General features: G+C 73.5%; 17 protein-coding genes. 7 read left to right on the forward strand and 10 right to left on the reverse strand.

All coding sequences use genetic code 11. The features are described from left to right. Positions 1–35: 35 nt before the first annotated feature. Both H299_RS0111925 and H299_RS0111930 read left to right on the forward strand, forming a co-directional pair. A complete protein-coding gene (locus H299_RS0111925) occupies positions 36–1,466 on the forward strand; it encodes an MFS transporter (RefSeq protein WP_027748589.1) in 1,431 nt (476 codons plus the stop codon). 331 nt (positions 1,467–1,797) lie between these two features. After that, positions 1,798–2,160 carry a hypothetical protein gene (locus tag H299_RS0111930; RefSeq protein ID WP_027748590.1) on the forward strand — a complete coding sequence of 121 codons (363 nt, stop codon included), beginning with the start codon at positions 1,798–1,800 and terminating at the stop codon, positions 2,158–2,160. A gap of 16 nt (positions 2,161–2,176) precedes the next feature. Here the strand turns inward: H299_RS0111930 and H299_RS37560 are convergent, their stop codons facing one another. The 4 genes from H299_RS37560 to H299_RS0111950 form a co-directional block, all read right to left on the reverse strand. After that, the gene (locus H299_RS37560; protein ID WP_051262371.1) at positions 2,177–2,926 is read right to left on the reverse strand and encodes a hypothetical protein; all 750 of its coding nucleotides are present in this window, start codon (positions 2,924–2,926) and stop codon (positions 2,177–2,179) included. Between the two features lie 193 nt (positions 2,927–3,119). After that, on the reverse strand, positions 3,120–3,473 hold the full coding sequence (locus H299_RS0111940; RefSeq protein WP_027748591.1) for a VOC family protein: 354 nt from the start codon (positions 3,471–3,473) through the stop codon (positions 3,120–3,122). 210 nt (positions 3,474–3,683) lie between these two features. After that, positions 3,684–4,361 carry a DUF305 domain-containing protein gene (locus H299_RS0111945; protein ID WP_027748592.1) on the reverse strand — a complete coding sequence of 226 codons (678 nt, stop codon included), beginning with the start codon at positions 4,359–4,361 and terminating at the stop codon, positions 3,684–3,686. A gap of 93 nt (positions 4,362–4,454) precedes the next feature. Continuing rightward, positions 4,455–4,883: a DUF6153 family protein gene (locus H299_RS0111950; protein ID WP_486587246.1), complete on the reverse strand. Its 429-nt coding sequence runs from the start codon at positions 4,881–4,883 to the stop codon at positions 4,455–4,457. A 204-nt stretch (positions 4,884–5,087) separates the two neighbouring features. Here H299_RS0111950 and H299_RS0111955 point away from each other — a divergent pair, with 204 nt between their 5' ends. Then, entirely contained in the window at positions 5,088–6,635 is a 1,548-nt protein-coding gene (locus H299_RS0111955; RefSeq protein WP_027748594.1) for an FAD-dependent oxidoreductase, read from the forward strand. A 175-nt stretch (positions 6,636–6,810) separates the two neighbouring features. Continuing rightward, positions 6,811–8,289 (forward strand): Orn/Lys/Arg family decarboxylase, encoded by a 1,479-nt coding sequence (locus H299_RS0111960; protein WP_027748595.1) that lies wholly within the window; start codon positions 6,811–6,813, stop codon positions 8,287–8,289. Between the two features lie 204 nt (positions 8,290–8,493). On the opposite strand, the gene H299_RS0111965 is transcribed toward H299_RS0111960, so the two are convergent. Beyond that, positions 8,494–8,901 carry a MerR family transcriptional regulator gene (locus H299_RS0111965; protein WP_027748596.1) on the reverse strand — a complete coding sequence of 136 codons (408 nt, stop codon included), beginning with the start codon at positions 8,899–8,901 and terminating at the stop codon, positions 8,494–8,496. A 49-nt stretch (positions 8,902–8,950) separates the two neighbouring features. Between H299_RS0111965 and H299_RS0111970 the strand changes: the two genes are divergently transcribed. Then, positions 8,951–9,835: an imine reductase family protein gene (locus tag H299_RS0111970; RefSeq protein WP_027748597.1), complete on the forward strand. Its 885-nt coding sequence runs from the start codon at positions 8,951–8,953 to the stop codon at positions 9,833–9,835. Between the two features lie 87 nt (positions 9,836–9,922). Here the strand turns inward: H299_RS0111970 and H299_RS0111975 are convergent, their stop codons facing one another. The 3 genes from H299_RS0111975 to H299_RS0111985 form a co-directional block, all read right to left on the reverse strand. Next, positions 9,923–11,140 (reverse strand): MFS transporter, encoded by a 1,218-nt coding sequence (locus H299_RS0111975; RefSeq protein WP_027748598.1) that lies wholly within the window; start codon positions 11,138–11,140, stop codon positions 9,923–9,925. Positions 11,141–11,178: 38 nt separating this feature from the next. After that, a complete protein-coding gene (locus H299_RS33700) occupies positions 11,179–12,102 on the reverse strand; it encodes an EamA family transporter (protein WP_037758739.1) in 924 nt (307 codons plus the stop codon). A gap of 105 nt (positions 12,103–12,207) precedes the next feature. Beyond that, the gene (locus tag H299_RS0111985; RefSeq protein ID WP_051262373.1) at positions 12,208–12,855 is read right to left on the reverse strand and encodes a mycothiol-dependent nitroreductase Rv2466c family protein; all 648 of its coding nucleotides are present in this window, start codon (positions 12,853–12,855) and stop codon (positions 12,208–12,210) included. Between the two features lie 176 nt (positions 12,856–13,031). On the opposite strand from H299_RS0111985, the gene H299_RS0111990 reads away from it, so the two are divergent. Further along, positions 13,032–13,937, forward strand: a complete 906-nt coding sequence (locus tag H299_RS0111990) for a LysR family transcriptional regulator (RefSeq protein WP_037758742.1) — start codon at positions 13,032–13,034, stop codon at positions 13,935–13,937. A gap of 153 nt (positions 13,938–14,090) precedes the next feature. On the opposite strand, the gene H299_RS0111995 is transcribed toward H299_RS0111990, so the two are convergent. Beyond that, complete coding sequence (locus tag H299_RS0111995; RefSeq protein ID WP_027748601.1) at positions 14,091–14,996, reverse strand: LysR family transcriptional regulator; 906 nt, start codon at positions 14,994–14,996, stop codon at positions 14,091–14,093. A gap of 116 nt (positions 14,997–15,112) precedes the next feature. Here H299_RS0111995 and H299_RS0112000 point away from each other — a divergent pair, with 116 nt between their 5' ends. Continuing rightward, positions 15,113–15,463, forward strand: a complete 351-nt coding sequence (locus H299_RS0112000) for a DoxX family protein (RefSeq protein ID WP_027748602.1) — start codon at positions 15,113–15,115, stop codon at positions 15,461–15,463. Here H299_RS0112000 and H299_RS0112005 read toward each other — a convergent pair whose 3' ends face one another. Next, positions 15,464–16,072 carry a TetR/AcrR family transcriptional regulator gene (locus H299_RS0112005; protein ID WP_027748603.1) on the reverse strand — a complete coding sequence of 203 codons (609 nt, stop codon included), beginning with the start codon at positions 16,070–16,072 and terminating at the stop codon, positions 15,464–15,466. Between the last annotated feature and the right edge of the window lie 37 nt (positions 16,073–16,109).

Below are 16,109 nucleotides of genomic sequence, written 5' to 3' on the forward strand. Positions count from 1 at the left end.
CCCCCACTCTTTCGAACAGTGATCGAGGACAGTTCATGGCGAACGCCCCGCACACAGACGTGCAGGACCCCGGACCACCACCCGCACTCGCCCGCCGCCGTGTCGCCACCGCCACCATCGTGGGCTCCGCGCTGGAGTGGTACGACTTCTACCTCTACGCCTCCATGGCCGCGCTGGTCTTCGGCAAGATCTTCTTCCCGGACACCGACGACGCGGCCGGCACCATGGCCGCCTTCGCGACCTTCGCGGCCGGGTTCCTGGCCCGCCCGCTGGGCGGCATCATGTTTGGCCACCTCGCCGACCGCATCGGCCGGCGGAACGTACTGATCATCACCTTCGTCCTGATGGGCGTCTCCACCGGGCTGATCGGGCTGCTGCCCAGCTACGACAGCATCGGCGTCGCGGCACCCGTCGCCCTGGTGGTCCTGCGCATCCTGCAGGGGCTGGGTTCGGGTGCCGAGTACAGCAGCGCGGCGGTGGTCGCCTACGAGCACGCCGACGAGAACCGGCGCGGCCGGCAGGGCGCCTGGCCGGCCCTGGGCCTCAACCTCGGACTGCTGCTGTCGTCGCTGACCGTCACGCTGCTCACCAGCCTGGACGAGCAGACGCTCCTCGACTGGGCCTGGCGCGTCCCGTTCGTCGCGAGCTTCGCCCTCGCGGGTGTGGGCCTGTGGGTGCGGCGCCGCGTCCCCGAATCACCGGACTTCCACCGGAACAAGAAGAAGCAGCAGGAGCAGGAAGCGGAGCAGGGCGCCGCCCCGCAGATGCCGTTCGTCACCCTGCTGCGCAAGCAGCGGCGCGGTCTCCTCGTCGTCCTGGCCGTCTCACTGGGCTACAACGCCCTCAGCTACATCTTCAAGACCTTCTCGCTGGCCTACCTCTCGGACTTCCAGGACGTCTCGGCCAGCGTCGGCGCGTTCGGCGTCACCCTGGCCAGCGCCACCGCCATCGTCACCGTGCCGATTTTCGGCTGGGCCAGCGACCGCTTCGGCAGCCGCAGGGTGCTCGCGGGCGGCGGCATCGCCTCGGCGCTCTTCGCCTTTCCGTTCTTCGTCCTGCTCGACACGCAGAACTCCGTCGTGATCTGGCTGTGCCTGATCATCGCGACGGGTGTGCTGGCGCCGTCCATGTTCGCGCCGCAAGGCGCCTTCCTCTCCCGCCAGTTCCCGCCGGACGTGCGGGTCAGCGGAGTCGGCACCGGACGGGAGATCGGAGCCGCCCTCTCGGGCGGACTCGCCCCGCTGGCGGCCCTGGCCATCGTCGGCGCCAGCGCGACCCACGCGACCTGGGGTGTCTCCCTGATTCTCGTCGCCGGAGCCGTCGTGGTCGTCCTCGGCAGCGCTTTCGACCGGGGCGCGCGCCCGGCCGCCGCCGTACCGCCGGACCACGGCAGCGGCCAAGACCCCGCCCTGGCCTCGGACCGGAAGCCGGACCGGGACGGTGTCCGGGTGGGCCAGGCCGACTGACGTCCGGGCCCGGACGACGCAAGCCGCGGCGCGCGCCGGCGCCGGACCGAACGCGGTCCGGGCCGGGGCGCGCCGTACCGCTGTGCGCACGCCCGGCAGGACGACCGGCCACCGTGCCGGGAAGTCGAACGCGGGAACCCGTCGTGCCCCGGAGAGCAGCAGGCAGCACCGAGCACGCCGCCGCCGAACGTCTCGCACAGCTCCGCCTCGCCCTCCGCCGCCGGTACGTACGAGGGGGGTTGGGCGGCGCGCCCGTGCGTCGGCGATCCTGTTCCGGGCGCGGGCGGGTGCCGCGCCGCGTCTGCTGAGACCTCGCTGGGGGAGCCGGAGCATGGACACATCCACCTCACGTGGCCCTGGGGTCCGTGCGGTCTTCGGAGCCGCGCCGGCCGCGGCGCTGCTCGCCACCGCGGGCTGGGGGCTCGTCGGCCTGATGACCGAGAACTTCGGGAGCGACTGCGCCTACCACTTCGGGGAGACCGGGCAGCGGGCCGAGTGGTGTCACCGGGTCAACGACCGGGCGGCGGCCTGGTTTCCCCGGCTGGTGCCCCTCGCCTGGGCCGGCGCGGTGCTCAGCGCCCTCCCGGGGCACCGGATGTCCGCCGTGCGGCGGGTCGGTGCGGGTCTCGCCGCGGTGTGCCTGACCGCCGCCGTGGTGCTCGGGGCCCACGCCGTGGCCGTCGCGACTCCCTGACGGCTCGTCCCGCCGGTCAGCCCTGGGTGATGTCGGCGCGGACGATCACGCCGTCCTCCACCGTGTAGGTCCCCTGGTACACCTGCACCGAGCCGTCGTCCTGCGTCGCGTAGAGGACGGCGCTGACCTGGTCGGAGCCCACGGCGTCCACCGCGCTGAGGTCGATGACCGCCGTGGTGCCGTAACCGGCCACCCACTTCTCGTACGAGGTGCCGGCGATGTTCTTGCCGCCGAGGTCCCAGGCCGCGCTGAAGGCCCCGTCGTTGATGTCCTGGTAGAACGCCTCCACGACGGCCGTCGCGCTTCGGGGCGAGGGCGTCGGCGACGCGTCCGGCGCGCTGGGGGAGGGGGCCTCGCCCGGCTGCTCCGACGGGTCCGCCCCTTCCGGGGGCGGCGCGTCCGACGGGGCGGCGTCGGCCCTGTCCTGGGGCGGCGAGGGCGCGGCGGACGCGTCGGCGGTGGAGGGGGAGGGCGAGTCGGAGGAGGACGTCAGCAGCGCGTAGGAGGTCACGCCGCCCGCGACGATCAGCAGTACCAGCACCCACACCAGCAACTGCGTACGCGCGCTGGAGCCCGTACGGTCGCGGGTGTCCGGCGGCGGCGCGGCGAACTGGTGGAGGAAGGAAGGCTCCGGGGGCGGGCCGGGCGGCGGCGGAGGCCCCGCGTCCGGCTCCGTGGCGGGCAGGGCCGCACCGCAGCCGATGCAGAACAGCGCGCCCGGGACGGTGCCCTCCGCACAGCCGGGGCACGTAGTCGAATCCCTCATCGCTCCCCCCGAGCACGAGACGGCGCCGCGTCCGGCAGGCGCGCGAACACGGATGGACACAGGCTCCGCCGGAGCCACCGGGCCGGGACGAGGCGGGGCCCGACGGGCGACCGCCCGCGCTCCGGCGGGGTCAGGGTAGCCGCTCCGCGCGGTGCGGCGGCCCGACTTCCGCGAACGGCCGCGTTCCGCGCGGTCAGTAGTACTGGACGAGGCAGAACTCGTGCTCCTCGGGATCGGTCATGACCACGACCACCCCCTCCTCGTAGTCGTGCCGTTCGCCGGAGGACCGGCCGCCCAGGGCGAGGACCTGGGCGATGCCCTGGTCGATGTCGTCCACCTCCACGTCGAGATGGAGCCGCACCTTGCCCCGCTTCGGTTCGGGCACGGGCTGGAAGACCAGACGGGGCTGCGGGTCATCGGGGTGGCCGAGGTAGACCCAGCCGGGTTCCGACTGCCCCGGGGGGCGGTCGAGCAGCCGGCTCCAGAAGGCCGCCACCAGTTCCACGTCGACGCAGTCGACGGTCACTCCGCTCCAGCGGTTCGGCATGCTGTCAGCAACTCCTGTGTGCTCGCTGAGGTCGGGGCGGACGTGACGCGACGCGTCGCGGGGGCGCGCGTGCAGACCCTACAGGGAGGCGATTCCCGCGGTCCCCGCGTCTTCCGGTCCGGCATGTGTGCCACAACGAGGCGCAGCGGTGGCCCCAGCGGTGGCCGCGGGGGCGGGGCGCCACCGCGCCCCGCCCCCGCGGGAAGTGGGTCAGCCCTTGCCGAGCAGCTTGTTCATCTGGGTGATCTCGCTGTTCTGTGCGCGGATCACCTCGTCGGCGAGCGTCTTGGCGGGGCCGTACCTCCCCTCCTTCTTCTCGGTCTCCGCCATCTCGACGGCGCCCTTGTGGTGTTCGATCATCATGGTCAGGAACTGGGTGTCGAACTGCCTGCCCGAGGACTTCCGCAGCTCGTCCATCTGCTTCTCGTCCATCATCCCGGGCATCTCGGAGCCGTCGCCGCCGTGGCCCGTGCTGCCGTGGCCCATCTCCGAGTGGTCCATGTCTGAGGTGCCCTCCGGGACCTTCTCGCCCCAGGACTTCAGCCATCCGGACATCGTCTCGATCTCCGGGCCCTGTGCCTGGTCGATCTTCTCGGCGAGGTCCTTGACCTCGCCGGACGAGGCGCGGCTCGCGGCCAGGTCCGCCATCTCCACCGCCTGGCGGTGGTGGGGGATCATGCCCTTGGCGAAGGCCACGTCCGCCTTGTTGTGATTCTCCGCCTTCTCACCCTTCTTCGGCGAGGCCGACGGGGACGAGGCGCTGTGGGACCCGCCGTGGGCGCCGGAGGACTTGTCGTCCTCGCTGCCGCAGGCGGTCGCGGTCAGCGCGGCGGTCGCCAGGACGGCGGTCATGGCCGTGCGGCGGACGAGAGAACGCATCGTGGTCATCGCGTGGTGCTCCTGTGTGGTGCGGATCAGAACATGCCGGTGCGTGCGCGGGCCACCTCCCGGTGAGGAAGGGCCCGTGTGCGGGGGCGGCGTCTATATCCGCAGGAGCTGGAGTTCGGCGAGGGAAGGCGGGGCGCGCCCGCCGGCCGGCTCGTAGCGGGCCGGAGTCTGCGGCCGAGGAGGCAGGTCCGTCGGCGGCAGTGGGGAGAGTGCCGGGGCCGGCACCGTCGGGGCGGCGGGCGTTCCGGCGGCCGTGCACATCTCGTCCGCGTGCGCGCTGTGACGCGCCGGGGCGCCGCCGTGGCAGGCCCGTTCCGGCGTCGGGTCGCTGACGGCCCGGGTGCCGGTGGCCGCCTCGTGCGAGGCCGCGGACGCGGTCCGGTGATGCGCACCGCCACCGCCGGGCGGGCCGGCGGCACCCAGTCCGTGCATGCCGAGCAGCCCTGCCAGCAGCAGCACGACGAGCGCGGCTTGGCCCAGCAGTACCCGCTGCTGGGCCAAGCCGCGCTCGTCGTGGTTCACGGTGCCCATCGTAGGCGCCGCCGGAAGCCGCGAGCGTCAGGGGCGGGGTGGCCGGGGTGGCCGGCGGTCGGCCCGCTGCCCCGCCTCGTCCGGACGCGTGTCCGCAGGCGCGGGCGCGCCTTCGGTGGAACATTGGGTGTGCAGGTGGCCGGCCAGGGCACACGGAAGGCCCACCGACCCGAGTCCGAGTGGGGAGAACTGGCCATGACGATTCCGCACGGGCTTCCTGGGAAGAACGAGTCGTTCTGGATGGAGAGCACCACCGCCCCCCGGTACGCACCGCTCGACGAGGACGTCGAGGCCGACGTCGTGGTCGTGGGCGGCGGCATCGCCGGGCTGAGTACCGCGTGGGAGCTGGCGCGGGCGGGCCGCGGCGTCGTCGTACTGGAGGCCGACCGCATCGCCTCCGGTGTCTCCGGCTACACCACCGCCAAGGTGTCCGCCCTGCACTCCCTGGTGTACGACCGCCTGCTGCGGGCCCGAGGAGCGGAGGCGGCCCGCCTGTACGCGAGGTCCCAGCAGGGCGCGGTGGAGCGGGTGGCGAAGATCGTCGAGGAGTTGCGGATCTCCTGCGACTTCGAGCGTGCGAGCGCCTACTCCTACGCGGCCGGTCCCGCGTCGGGCGCGGCCGTGGCGGCCGAGGCGCGCGCCGCCGCAGAAGCGGGCCTGGCGGTCGTCCACGTCGCCGAGACGGACCTGCCCTTCGCGACCGGGAGCGCGGTCCGCCTGGACGGCCAGGCGCAGTTCCACCCGCGCAAGTACCTCCTGGCGCTGGCCGAGGACCTGCTGCTCCACGGCGGCCGCGTCTTCGAGCGCAGCCGCGTCACCGGCCTCTTTGAAGGCGCGCCGTGCCGGGTGACCACCGAGTCGGGTCGGGTGGTGACGGCGCGGGACGTCGTCATCGCCACGCACTACCCCGTCTTCGACCGCGCGCTGCTCTTCCCCCGCCTGACACCCCGCCGGGAACTGGTGGTGGCCGCGCCCCTCCCCGCGCACCAGGCACCTGCGGGCATGTACATCACCGAGGACGAGGGAAAGCGCTCGGTGCGCACGGCGCCGCTCGGCGACGGCCGGCGCCTCCTGATCGTCACGGGAGAGAGCTTCACGCCGGGCACCGGTGACCCGCGTGCGGCGTTTCTCCGGCTGGACACCTGGATGCACGAGCGGTTTCCCGTCGGCCCCGCGGCCTATCGGTGGGCGGCCCAGGAAAACGACCCCATCGACGTCGTCCCCTTCGTCGGCCCGCTCCACGCCGGCGCTCGCCATACGTACGTGGCCACCGGCTTCGGCGGCTGGGGCATGACCGGCGGCGTACTGGCAGGCGGGCTGCTGGCCTCCCTCGTCACCGGCGCCGGGGACCCGCCGCCGTGGGCCGGCCTCTACGATCCGCGGCGGCTGGCGGGCACCCTGCGTGAGGCGCCCGCCCTGTTGCGCACGCAGGCGGAGGTGGCCAGGCACTTCGTCGGCGACCGGCTGCGCACCACTCACCTCGACAGCGTCGAGCAGGTCCCCCCGGGCGGGGGCGCGGTGGTGCGCGTCGGCGGCCGACGCGCCGCCGTCCACCGCGAGCAGGACGGCACCGTCCACATGGTGTCCGCCCGCTGCACGCATCTGGGCTGTCTGGTGGCCTTCAACGAGGGGGAGACCGCGTGGGAGTGCCCCTGCCACGGGTCCCGCTTCGGCGTTGACGGCGAGGTGCTCCAGGGCCCGGCGGTACGCCCGCTGGAGCGGCTGGACCCGCCCGAAGGCTGAGCGCGGGCGGGCACCCGGTGCGTCAGGTCCGGATGGCGCATCGCGGGTGTCCGGCGACACGGTGCGGGGTAGCCGTGGTCACGGGTGCGGCCCTTGCCCGCACCGACTGTCTTGCCCCGTCCGCCCAGGGCCTGTCCCGCGTCTTCGCTCTCTCTCGCACCGGGAGGCCGCACCCGTGGACCACTCGAAAGCACCCGTCCTCGACGCTCTGACGGCGTACCAGGCTCAGCGCCAGCTGCCGTTCACACCGCCCGGCCACAAGCAGGGACGCGGCGCCGACCCGCGGGTCCGCGCAGTGCTGGGCGACGCGCTCTTCGGCGCGGACGTGCTCGCGGTGTCCGGGCTGGACGACCGGACGATGTCGCAGGGGGTGCTGGCACGGGCCGAGGAGCTGATGGCCGACGCCGTGGGCGCCGAGCACACCTTCTTCTCCACCTGCGGCAGCTCCCTCTCGGTGAAGGCGGCCATGCTGTCGGTCGCCGGGCCGCACGAGAAGCTACTGGTCGGACGGGACGTGCACAAGGCAGTGGTCTCCGGCCTCATCCTCGCGGGCATCCGCCCCGTCTGGGTCGACCCCCGGTGGGACCCCGACCTGCACCTCGCCCACCCGCCCGGCCCCGAGGCCTACCGGGCCGCGCTCGACGCCCACCCCGACGCGTGCGGCGCGCTGGTCACGAGTCCTACCCCCTACGGCACCTGCGCCGATCTCGGCGCCCTCGCACGGCTGTGCCACGACCGGGGGCTGCCCCTGATCGTGGACGAGGCCTGGGGTGCGCACCTGCCCTTCCATCCCGGCCTCCCCACCTGGGCGATGGACGCCGGGGCGGACGTGTGTGTGACCTCGGTCCACAAGATGGGTTCCGGCCTCGAACAGGGATCGGTCTTCCACCTGCGGGGTGACCTGGTGACCGCGCGGACACTGGCCTCCCGCGCCGACCTGCTGGGCACCACCAGCCCCTCGGTGCTCGTCTACGCGGCCCTGGACGGATGGCGCCGCCAGATGGTGGAACACGGCGCCGGGCTGATGACGGCGGCCCTCGCGACGGCCCACCGGGTGCGGAAGTCCATCGGGGACCTCGACGGCCTGCGCGTCCACGGCCGCGACGACTTCTGCGGACCGGGCCGCGCCTTCGAACTGGACCCCCTCCAGATCTTCGTGGACGTGAGTGCGCTCGGGCTGAGCGGTTACGACGCCGCCGACTGGATGCGCCGGCACCACCGCGTCAACCTGCACACCGCCGACCACCGCCGCGTCAACGCGCAGCTCACCCACGCCGACGACGAGGAGACCACGGAGCGGCTGCTGGACGGCCTGCGCGACCTGGTGGCCCACGCCGACCGGCTGCCGCGCGCCCCGCACGTCCGCGTCCCCGATCCGAACGGCCTCCGCCTCGAGCAGGTCACGCTGCCGCGGGACGCCTTCTTCGGCGAGGTCGAGCAGGTCCCCGCCGACCGCGCGGTCGGCAGGATCTGCGCCGAGACGCTCACGCCCTACCCGCCGGGAATCCCCGCCGCCCTGCCCGGCGAACGGCTCGACCAGGCGGTGGTGGACTACCTGCGTACGGGGGCCCGCGCGGGAATGCTCATCCCCGACGCCGCGGACCAGGACGTCGAGACCGTCCGCGTCTCGGTGCACGGCGCGGGCGCCGACTGAACCGGGCGCGGGGCCTGGGGCCTCTCGCTGGGATCATGCTGGGCTCGCGGCGTACGGCACAGGGTGCGGAGCGACGACGTCGAGGTCACCCTGCGTCCGCCCGCCGTCGCCGCGCTGGGGCCGTACCGGTGTGCGGACTTCCTCAACAGATGACGAGGGCAGGCTTGCCGCGCCGCACCGCCACGCGGCCGTGCGGGGCGGCGCTCAGGAGGGGACGGGCTCCAGGGCAGCGCCCTCGAAGGGGGGATAGCTCTCGCCGCCCGTACGCTCCGCCGCGTCGATGTAGCGCACGAGCGTGTCACGGGACTGCGCGATCCTGCTCATCTGGTCGTCCAGGCGCCGCAGCCGTGAGCGCATCGCGGTCAGCAGCTCGGGGCACCCGAGCAGCTCGGGCTCCTCGCCGACCGCGCAGGGCAGCAGGTACGCGATGTCCTCGGAGGAGAGGCCGGCGCCCAGCAGGTGCCGGATCTGCTTGACCCGCAGCACGGCGCTCTCGTCGTACTCGCGGTAGCCGTTGGTGGCGCGGTGCGCCTCCAGCAGGCCGTGGGACTCGTAGTAGCGCAGCTGGTGGGCATTGACGCCCGTCCGGCGACCCAGTTCTCCGATCCGCATCGAAACCTCGCTTGACCTTCATACCGGCATCAACGTTGACGATCCTGCCATGGATGACAACAACGAAACACCTGTGACAGTCCTCGGACTCGGCCTGATGGGCCAGGCGCTCGCCGGCGCCTTCCTCGAGGCAGGGCACCCCACGACCGTGTGGAACCGTACGGCCGCAAAGGCCGAGCAGCTGGTGGCCTCGGGCGCGGCACTGGCGCCGACGGCCGGCGACGCGCTCAGGGCGGGCTCCCTGGCGGTGATCTGCCTCACGGACTACCAGGCCGTACACGAACTCCTCGGCGCGAGCGAGGCCGAGCTGGACGGCGTGACGCTGGTCAACCTGACCTCCGGAGACTCGGCCCAGGCCCGGGAGTCGGCTCGCTGGGCCGAGCAGCGCGGCGCCCGCTACCTGGACGGCGCCCTCATGGCCATCCCCTCGGGGATCGGGACCGCGGAGGCGGTGATCCTGCTCAGCGGGCCGCAGGAGGATTTCGCGGCGCACGAGCCGGCGCTCGGCGCGCTCGGCACCGTCACCTACCTGGGGGCGGACCACGGGCTGGCGTCGCTCTACGACGTGGGCGGCCTGGCCATGATGTGGAGCGTCCTGAACGCCTGGCTCCAGGGCACCGCCCTGCTGCGGACCGCAGGCGTCGACGCCGCCGCGTACGCGCCGTTCGCGCGGCAGATCGCCGCCGAGGTGGCCAACTGGCTGCCCGGGTACGCCGAGCAGATCGACAGCGGCTCCTTCCCCGCCGAGGTGTCGGCCCTGGAGACCGACGTACGGGCGATGGGGCACCTGATCGAGGAGAGCGAGGCGGTGGGGGTCAACGCCGAACTGCCCAGGCTGATCAAGGCGATGGCCGACCGCGCGGTCGCCGCCGGCCACGGGAAGGAGCAGTACCCGGTGCTGATCGAGGAGTTCGGCAAGCCTGGTCCCGGCTGACCGGCCGGCCGTCACCGGGCCCGCGGAGGTGCCGGGCGGCTGGAACACGGTCCTGCCGTGTCCAGCCGCCCGGCGGGGACGCCGGACTCAGCCGCTGGCGACGGCCGGCTCGTCGTCGGAGACGGCGCCCGGGGTCTTCCGTCCCGTGCCGAGCCGCAGGAGCAGCGACGCCCCCGTGAGGGCCACGCCGAACCAGACGACGCTGGTGACCCCCGCGTGGTCGGCGAACAGGCCGCCGAAGAGGGCGCCGAGGGCGATGGAGGTGTTGTAGGCCATGGTGTTGAGCGACATCGCGGCCTCGAAGGTCTCGGGTGCGGCGGCCAGCGTCATGTTGACCTGGCACAGCTGCACGGCACCGAAGGAGAGTCCCCAGAGCACCAGCGCGACGGTGGAACCGGCCCGCCCGTCGCCGATCGACAGCAGCAGCAGGAGGGACGCCACGAGCCCCGCGCAGCCGACGACGAAGCTGCCCCGCAGACTCTTGCCCACCGTGTATCCGGCGATGAAGTTGCCGATCGCCCCGCCGACACCGAACACGATCAGCACCACGGTGATGAAGAGGGAGGTGGCGGAGGTGTTCTCCTCCAGGAAGGGACGTACGAAGGTGTACGCCCCGAAGTGCCCGAGCACGAAGAACACGACGATGAACAGCACCAGGCGCAACTGCACGTTCCTGAGCGGGAGTCCGAAGACCTCGCGGACCGGGACCGCGTTAGCCGAGGGCAGCGAGGGGACGGTCAGCGTGACCGCGAGGAACACCAGGACGCTGAGCCCGGCCCACAGGAGAAACGTGGTGCGCCAGTCGGTGAGGCTCTCCAGGACGGTGCCCAGCGGTATGCCCACGACCGTGGCGATGGATATGCCGGACATCACGACCGCCGCCGCCCGGCTCGCGTGGCGCTCCGGCACCAGGCGCATCGCCATGCTCACGCCGATGGCCCAGAACACGCCGCTGGCGAAGCCCATGACGAGCCGGGTGGTCAGGATCACCGCGTAGTTCGGCGAGACCGCGGTGACCAGGTTTCCCAGGGCCAGCACCGCCAGCAGCGCGGACAGCAGCACGCGCCGGTTGACCCGCCTGGTCCAGGCCACGATGAACGGTACGCCGAGCCCGGCCGAGACACCCTGCACGGTCACCATCAGCCCGGCGACACCCACGGATATGCCCAGGCTCGTGCTCAGCGGAGTCAGCAGGCCGATGGGCATCAGCTCCGTGGTGAGAAAGACGAACAGGCTGGCTGTGATGGCGGCGACGCCCAGCCATGCCCTCGTGGTGGAGGGCGCGTTTTCCTTCAGTGTGGTCACTTCTTCTCTCCGGTTGTTTCTCAGGACACTCGGGAAACTCAGGACACTCGGGACGGCCCGGAGGCGGTCGGTTCCCGGGCGGGCCGCGGTTCGGCCGCGGCGCGCGGCTGCGCGAGCAGCGCGGCGGCGATGATCACCACGACTCCGGCGAGCTGTGCGGGGGAGAGCCGCTCGTGCAGGAACAGGAAGCCGAGCAGGGTCGCGACGATCGGGCTGCCCAGGGCGAGGAAGGAGACCGCCGGCGCGGGCAGCATCGCTATCCCGCGGAACCAGATCGCGTAACTGAGGACGGCACCCAGCGAGGTGAGATAGCCGAAGCCGAGGAGATGGGTTCCCGTGAGCGTGGCCGGCAGCCCCTCCAGCGCCAGCGTGAAGGGCAGCAGCACGAGCCCGCCCGCCAGAAGCTGCCAGCCGGTGAAGGCCAGCAGGCCCACGCCCGCCGGGCGGCCCCAGCGCTTCGTCAGCGTGATGCCGCCGGCCATGCAGCCCGCCGCGCCCAGCGCCGCCGCCACACCGGTGGAGTCCAGCGCCAACGGCCCCCGGAGCACGAGCAGGGCCACGCCGCCTGCGCCGAGGCCGCAGGCCAGCAGCTGCGTGAGCCGGACGCGGTCGCCGAGGAAGACCGCCGCCAGCACCAGCACGAACATCGGCTGCACCGAGGAGATCATCGCCGCCACCCCGCCCGGCAGCCGGTAGGCCGCGACGAAGAGCAGGAAGAGGAACGCGCCGATGTTGAGCGTTCCCAGGGCCAGTGAGCGCCACAGCCAGACCCCCCTGGGCAGCGTGCGCGCGAAGGCCAGCAGGACCAGGCCCGCGGGCAGCGCCCGTACGGTGGCGGCCAGCAGCGGGCGGTCCGGTGGCAGCCACTCGGTCGTCACCAGGTAGGTGCTGCCCCAGATCGCCGGGGCCAGCGCGGTCACCGCCGTGGTGCGCAGGGGCCGGCCGCCGCCCGTGCCGCTCACGCCGCCCCTCCCCAGGCGCCCCGGCGCGCGGGGCCGGATGCCCCGGCGCCCGGCAGCAGCCGCCCCGTCACGTTCCGCCGCCTGGTGCCGTGGCCGCCCCGCGCGTCAGCCGAAGACGGGTGCACGGTCGCGGCTGCGCTTGAGTTCGAAGAAGCCGTCGGTGCCGGCCGCGGCGAGTACGGCGTCCCAGAGGCGGCCTGCGGCCTCACCGCGCGGGGCCGGCGAGATCACCGGCCCGAAGAACGCGAGGAGTTCGCCGTCGGGGCCGGGCACGTGGAGGACGGGCGTGCCGGTGTCGCCGCCGACGGCGTCCGTGCCCGCGTGGTGACTGGCGCGCAGCGCCTGGTCGTGGGCGGTCGTCTCCGCCGCTTCGGCCAGGTCCGCGGGCAGTCCGGCGTCGGCGAGGGCGGCACAGACCATGTCCCGTCCCAGGCCGGCCCCGTGGTGGTGGATGCGGGTGCCCATGGCGGTGTAGAGCGCACGGAGGACCCGGGGGCCGTACCGCTGCTCGGCCGCGACGCAGACGCGCACCGGGCCCCAGCCCTCGGCCATGGCCTGCCGGTACTCCTTGGGCACCTCCCGCCCCTCGTTGAGCACCGAGAGGCTCATCACGGGGAAGCGCGCTTCCACGGCGCGCACCCCTTCCACCTCCAGCAGCCAGCGGGAGGTGATCCACGCCCACGGGCAGCGCGGATCGAACCACAGTGTGGCGACGGCGGGGGCCTGCGGCGGCCCCGGTGACCTGGCATTCATGACGTGCTCGCCTTCCGGCAGGGGATCGGTTCACCGCCGGAGGTGTGCGCGGCGAACCGGCGCGCGAGGCGCCCTTCGCGCCTCCGGGCTCGGCGTACTCCCGAGTCTCACCTGGTCGCGATCAATGAGTCCAACACATGCTTGTCACCTCATCCATCGTGATTCACGATGGATGCATGGAACTCCAGCAGATGCGCTACGTCCTCGCCGTCGCTGAGACGAACAGCTTCACGCGGGCCGCCGAGCGCTGCCTGGTGGTCCAGTCGGCCCTGAGCCACCAAGTGGCCCGGCTGGAGCGGGAGCTGGGCGCGAAGCTCTTCGAGCGCACCAGCCGCCGGGTGCGGCTGACACCGGCCGGTGCGGCGTTCCTCCCGGCGGCCCGGCAGTGCCTGGACGCGGCGGAGCGTGCCGCCGCCGAGGTCGCCGCGGCCGTCGGCGAGGTACGCGGGCGGCTCGCCGTGGGCCTGATTCCCACCGTCGCCGCCGTCGACATCCCCGGTGCCCTGCGCGAATTCCGCGCCAGGTACCCGCACGTGCGCGTCAGCCTGCGCGTGGGCGCGAGCGACGAACTGGCCGAACAGGTCCGCGAGGGTGCCGTCGAGGTGGCCTTCCTCGGGCTGCCGACCACCTCGCGACCGCACGGGGTCAGCGCCCGCGCGCTCGCCCGCGACCGGCTCGTCGCCGTGGTGGCCCCCGGCCATCCGCTGGCCGGGCAGTCGGCCGTCGGCCTGCGCAGGCTCTCCCGCGAGGTGTTCGTGGACCTCCCGGCCCACACGGCCGGACGCGCCCAGTCCGACCAGGCGTTCGCGGCCGCCGGGCTCACCCGCGACGTCGCCTTCGAGGTGACCACCGCGGACTTCACGGCCCGGCTCGTCGAGCAGGGCCTGGGCGTCGCCCTGCTCCCCGCCGCCTACGTGCCGCAGCTCACCGGCGTCACCACCCTGGAGGTCACCGACGCGCCCGCCCGCGTCGAGTACGTCATCTGGAGCGGCGCCGGGCCCACGCCCGCGGCCGCCGCCTTCCTCGCCATACTCGGCATCCCCGCCGCCCCCGACCCGGACGGGCACGGGCGCGGCACGTGAGGAACCGCCCGCGCCCGGTGGGCACTTGCGGCCGTCCCGGCACAGGATCTGGTCCGCCGCCCCCGTCCTCGCCGTCCGGCGGACCGAGGCGCGTCCCTTCCCGGTCCGCCTCCGGCGGTCGCCGGGGCACTTCGCGTCCGGTGGGCCGGGTGCTCAGCCGCCCTCGCGCGGCGGCACGCCGGCCCGGCAGCAGCGCACGAAGTCCCGTACGACGGAGCGGGTGTCGTCGGCGGGTGCCCAGGCGACGCCCATCCGGCTGGGGTCCACGCCGCTGACGGGACGGTAGACGACGCCGGGGCGGGCGTGGAAGCGGGCGCTGGAGGCCGGGGCGAGGGCGACGCCGTAGCCGTTCGCGATCGCGCTGAGCCACTCGTCCGGCTGGTCGGTCACGGCGCCGATGCGGACCGGAGTGCCCTCGCGCGCGTCGGCGGCCAGCCAGTAGTCCCGCCAGGGGCCGGTCTCGGCCGGTGCGGCCACGAAGGGCTCGTCCCACAGCTCGCGGAAGGGAATCACCTCGCGGGCGGCGAGCGGGTGCCCGGCGGGCAGCGCCACCCAGCGGGGTTCGGTGAAGAGGACCTCCACCCGCAGGGCGTCCTGGCCGGGGAAGGGCAGGCGCAGCAGGGCGCAGTCCACGTCGCCGTCGGCGAGCCCGGCGGTCGGGTCCGACCAGGCGGCCTGCCTCATCTCGACCCGCCAGCCGGGCCGCCGCCGGGTGAAGGCGGCGATGATCTGCTGGGTGGCCTCGTTCGCGGCGCTGGCCAGGAAGCCGACTCGCAGCACCCGGGCGGCCTGGCTGGCCGAGGTCCGCGTCTCCCGCAGCACGCGGTCCCAGTCGGCCAGCAGCCCCGGCGCCCGCTCGGCCAGTGCCCGGCCCGGTTCGGTCAGGGCCATCCCGGCCCGGGAGCGGGTGAACAGCCGCACCCCCAGCTGTGCCTCCAACTGCTTGACCTGCTTGGTCAGCGCGGGCTGTGAGACGAACAGCCGCTCCGCCGCGCGGCTGAGCGTCCCTTCCTGGGCCACGGCGACGAAGTACCGCAGCAGCCGGGTGTCCACATCCATGCCCTCAGGTTATAGACGCAGGTATTGGACGCCACCGGGGCGGCCCGGTGAGGCTGGAGGGAGCGGGCGGCAGCGCCCGGTACCGACCGCCTGACGGGCCGAACAGAAGGTGTCACGTGTTCCTCGCATACCTGGTCGTCACCCTCGTCGTGATCGCGGCGAGCGCCGTGGAGGCCGTCGCCAACTTCGCGCGGGCGAAGTTCGTCCTCGCCAACTCCGCCGAGGTGGGCGTCCCGCACTCCTGGCTCCCGATGCTCGGAGCCCTCAAGGGCGCGGGAGCGGTCGGGCTGCTGCTGGGGCTGCTGGGCGCGCCACTCCTCGGCATCGCTGCCGCGACCGGCCTGGTCCTCTTCCTCATCGGCGCCGTCCTGGTCCACGTCCGGGCCCGCGTCTTCTACAACATCGGCTACCCGGTTGGCTATCTGGCGCTCTCGGCCGCGGCGCTCGTGCTCGCCGTCGCGAACTGATCAATCCTCGCCCGCGCCTGGCTCTGCGGCGACCGGTGTGTACGCGGCCAGGACCGTCCGGGAGAGGAAGTGCGGGGCGTCCGCCGCACCCAGGCGGCCCTGGGCCACGTCGGCCGCCGCGCCCTTCAGCACATGGTGCAGCACACCGGCCAGCCAGTGTGCAGGGAGGTCCGTACGGAAGACACCTTCCGCCTGGCCGCGGCCGATCAGTTCTGCGACGCGCTGCGCGGGGTGCGCGTGGAGTTCCTGGACCCGGCCGGGCGGCAGGGTGGCCTGGGCCGCTTCGAGTACGGCGCCCGACTGGGCGATCAGCAGCCAGCTCGACTCGATCAGCGCGCGCAGCGCCTCCCGCGGGTCGCCCGAGAGGTCCAGCCGTTCGAGCACCTCGTCGCCCTGGTGGAGAAGGCGGGTCAGGGCGGCCTCGACCAGGGCGTCCCGCGACGGGAAGTGTCCGTAGAGGGTCACCCGGCCCACCTCCGCCGCCCGGGCGATCTCGATCACGCTTGCGTCGGCGTTCCGGCTGAGACATGCGACCGCCGCGTCAAGGATTTTTTCCACGTTGTGCCGGGCGTCGGCCCTGCGGGCCGGTTCGGCCGCTGGACGGGACATGCGACTCCTCAAGTAAGACAGTCATGTTCGAGTTATA

This window comes from Streptomyces sp. CNH287, assembly GCF_000424825.1.

Bases quoted from the DNA above. Each gene is read 5' to 3' on its own strand.
- H299_RS0111930 (WP_027748590.1), top strand. From the start codon at position 1,798: ATGGACACATCCACCTCACGTGGCCCTGGGGTCCGTGCGGTCTTCGGA.
- H299_RS0111970 (WP_027748597.1), top strand. From the start codon at position 8,951: ATGGATGACAACAACGAAACACCTGTGACAGTCCTCGGACTCGGCCTG.
- H299_RS0111955 (WP_027748594.1), top strand. From the start codon at position 5,088: ATGACGATTCCGCACGGGCTTCCTGGGAAGAACGAGTCGTTCTGGATG.
- H299_RS0111995 (WP_027748601.1), bottom strand. From the start codon at position 14,996: ATGGATGTGGACACCCGGCTGCTGCGGTACTTCGTCGCCGTGGCCCAG.
- H299_RS0111940 (WP_027748591.1), bottom strand. From the start codon at position 3,473: ATGCCGAACCGCTGGAGCGGAGTGACCGTCGACTGCGTCGACGTGGAA.
- H299_RS0112005 (WP_027748603.1), bottom strand. From the start codon at position 16,072: ATGTCCCGTCCAGCGGCCGAACCGGCCCGCAGGGCCGACGCCCGGCAC.
- H299_RS0111925 (WP_027748589.1), top strand. From the start codon at position 36: ATGGCGAACGCCCCGCACACAGACGTGCAGGACCCCGGACCACCACCC.
- H299_RS0111990 (WP_037758742.1), top strand. From the start codon at position 13,032: ATGGAACTCCAGCAGATGCGCTACGTCCTCGCCGTCGCTGAGACGAAC.
- H299_RS0111965 (WP_027748596.1), bottom strand. From the start codon at position 8,901: ATGCGGATCGGAGAACTGGGTCGCCGGACGGGCGTCAATGCCCACCAG.
- H299_RS0111985 (WP_051262373.1), bottom strand. From the start codon at position 12,855: ATGAATGCCAGGTCACCGGGGCCGCCGCAGGCCCCCGCCGTCGCCACA.
- H299_RS37560 (WP_051262371.1), bottom strand. From the start codon at position 2,926: ATGAGGGATTCGACTACGTGCCCCGGCTGTGCGGAGGGCACCGTCCCG.
- H299_RS0111945 (WP_027748592.1), bottom strand. From the start codon at position 4,361: ATGACCACGATGCGTTCTCTCGTCCGCCGCACGGCCATGACCGCCGTC.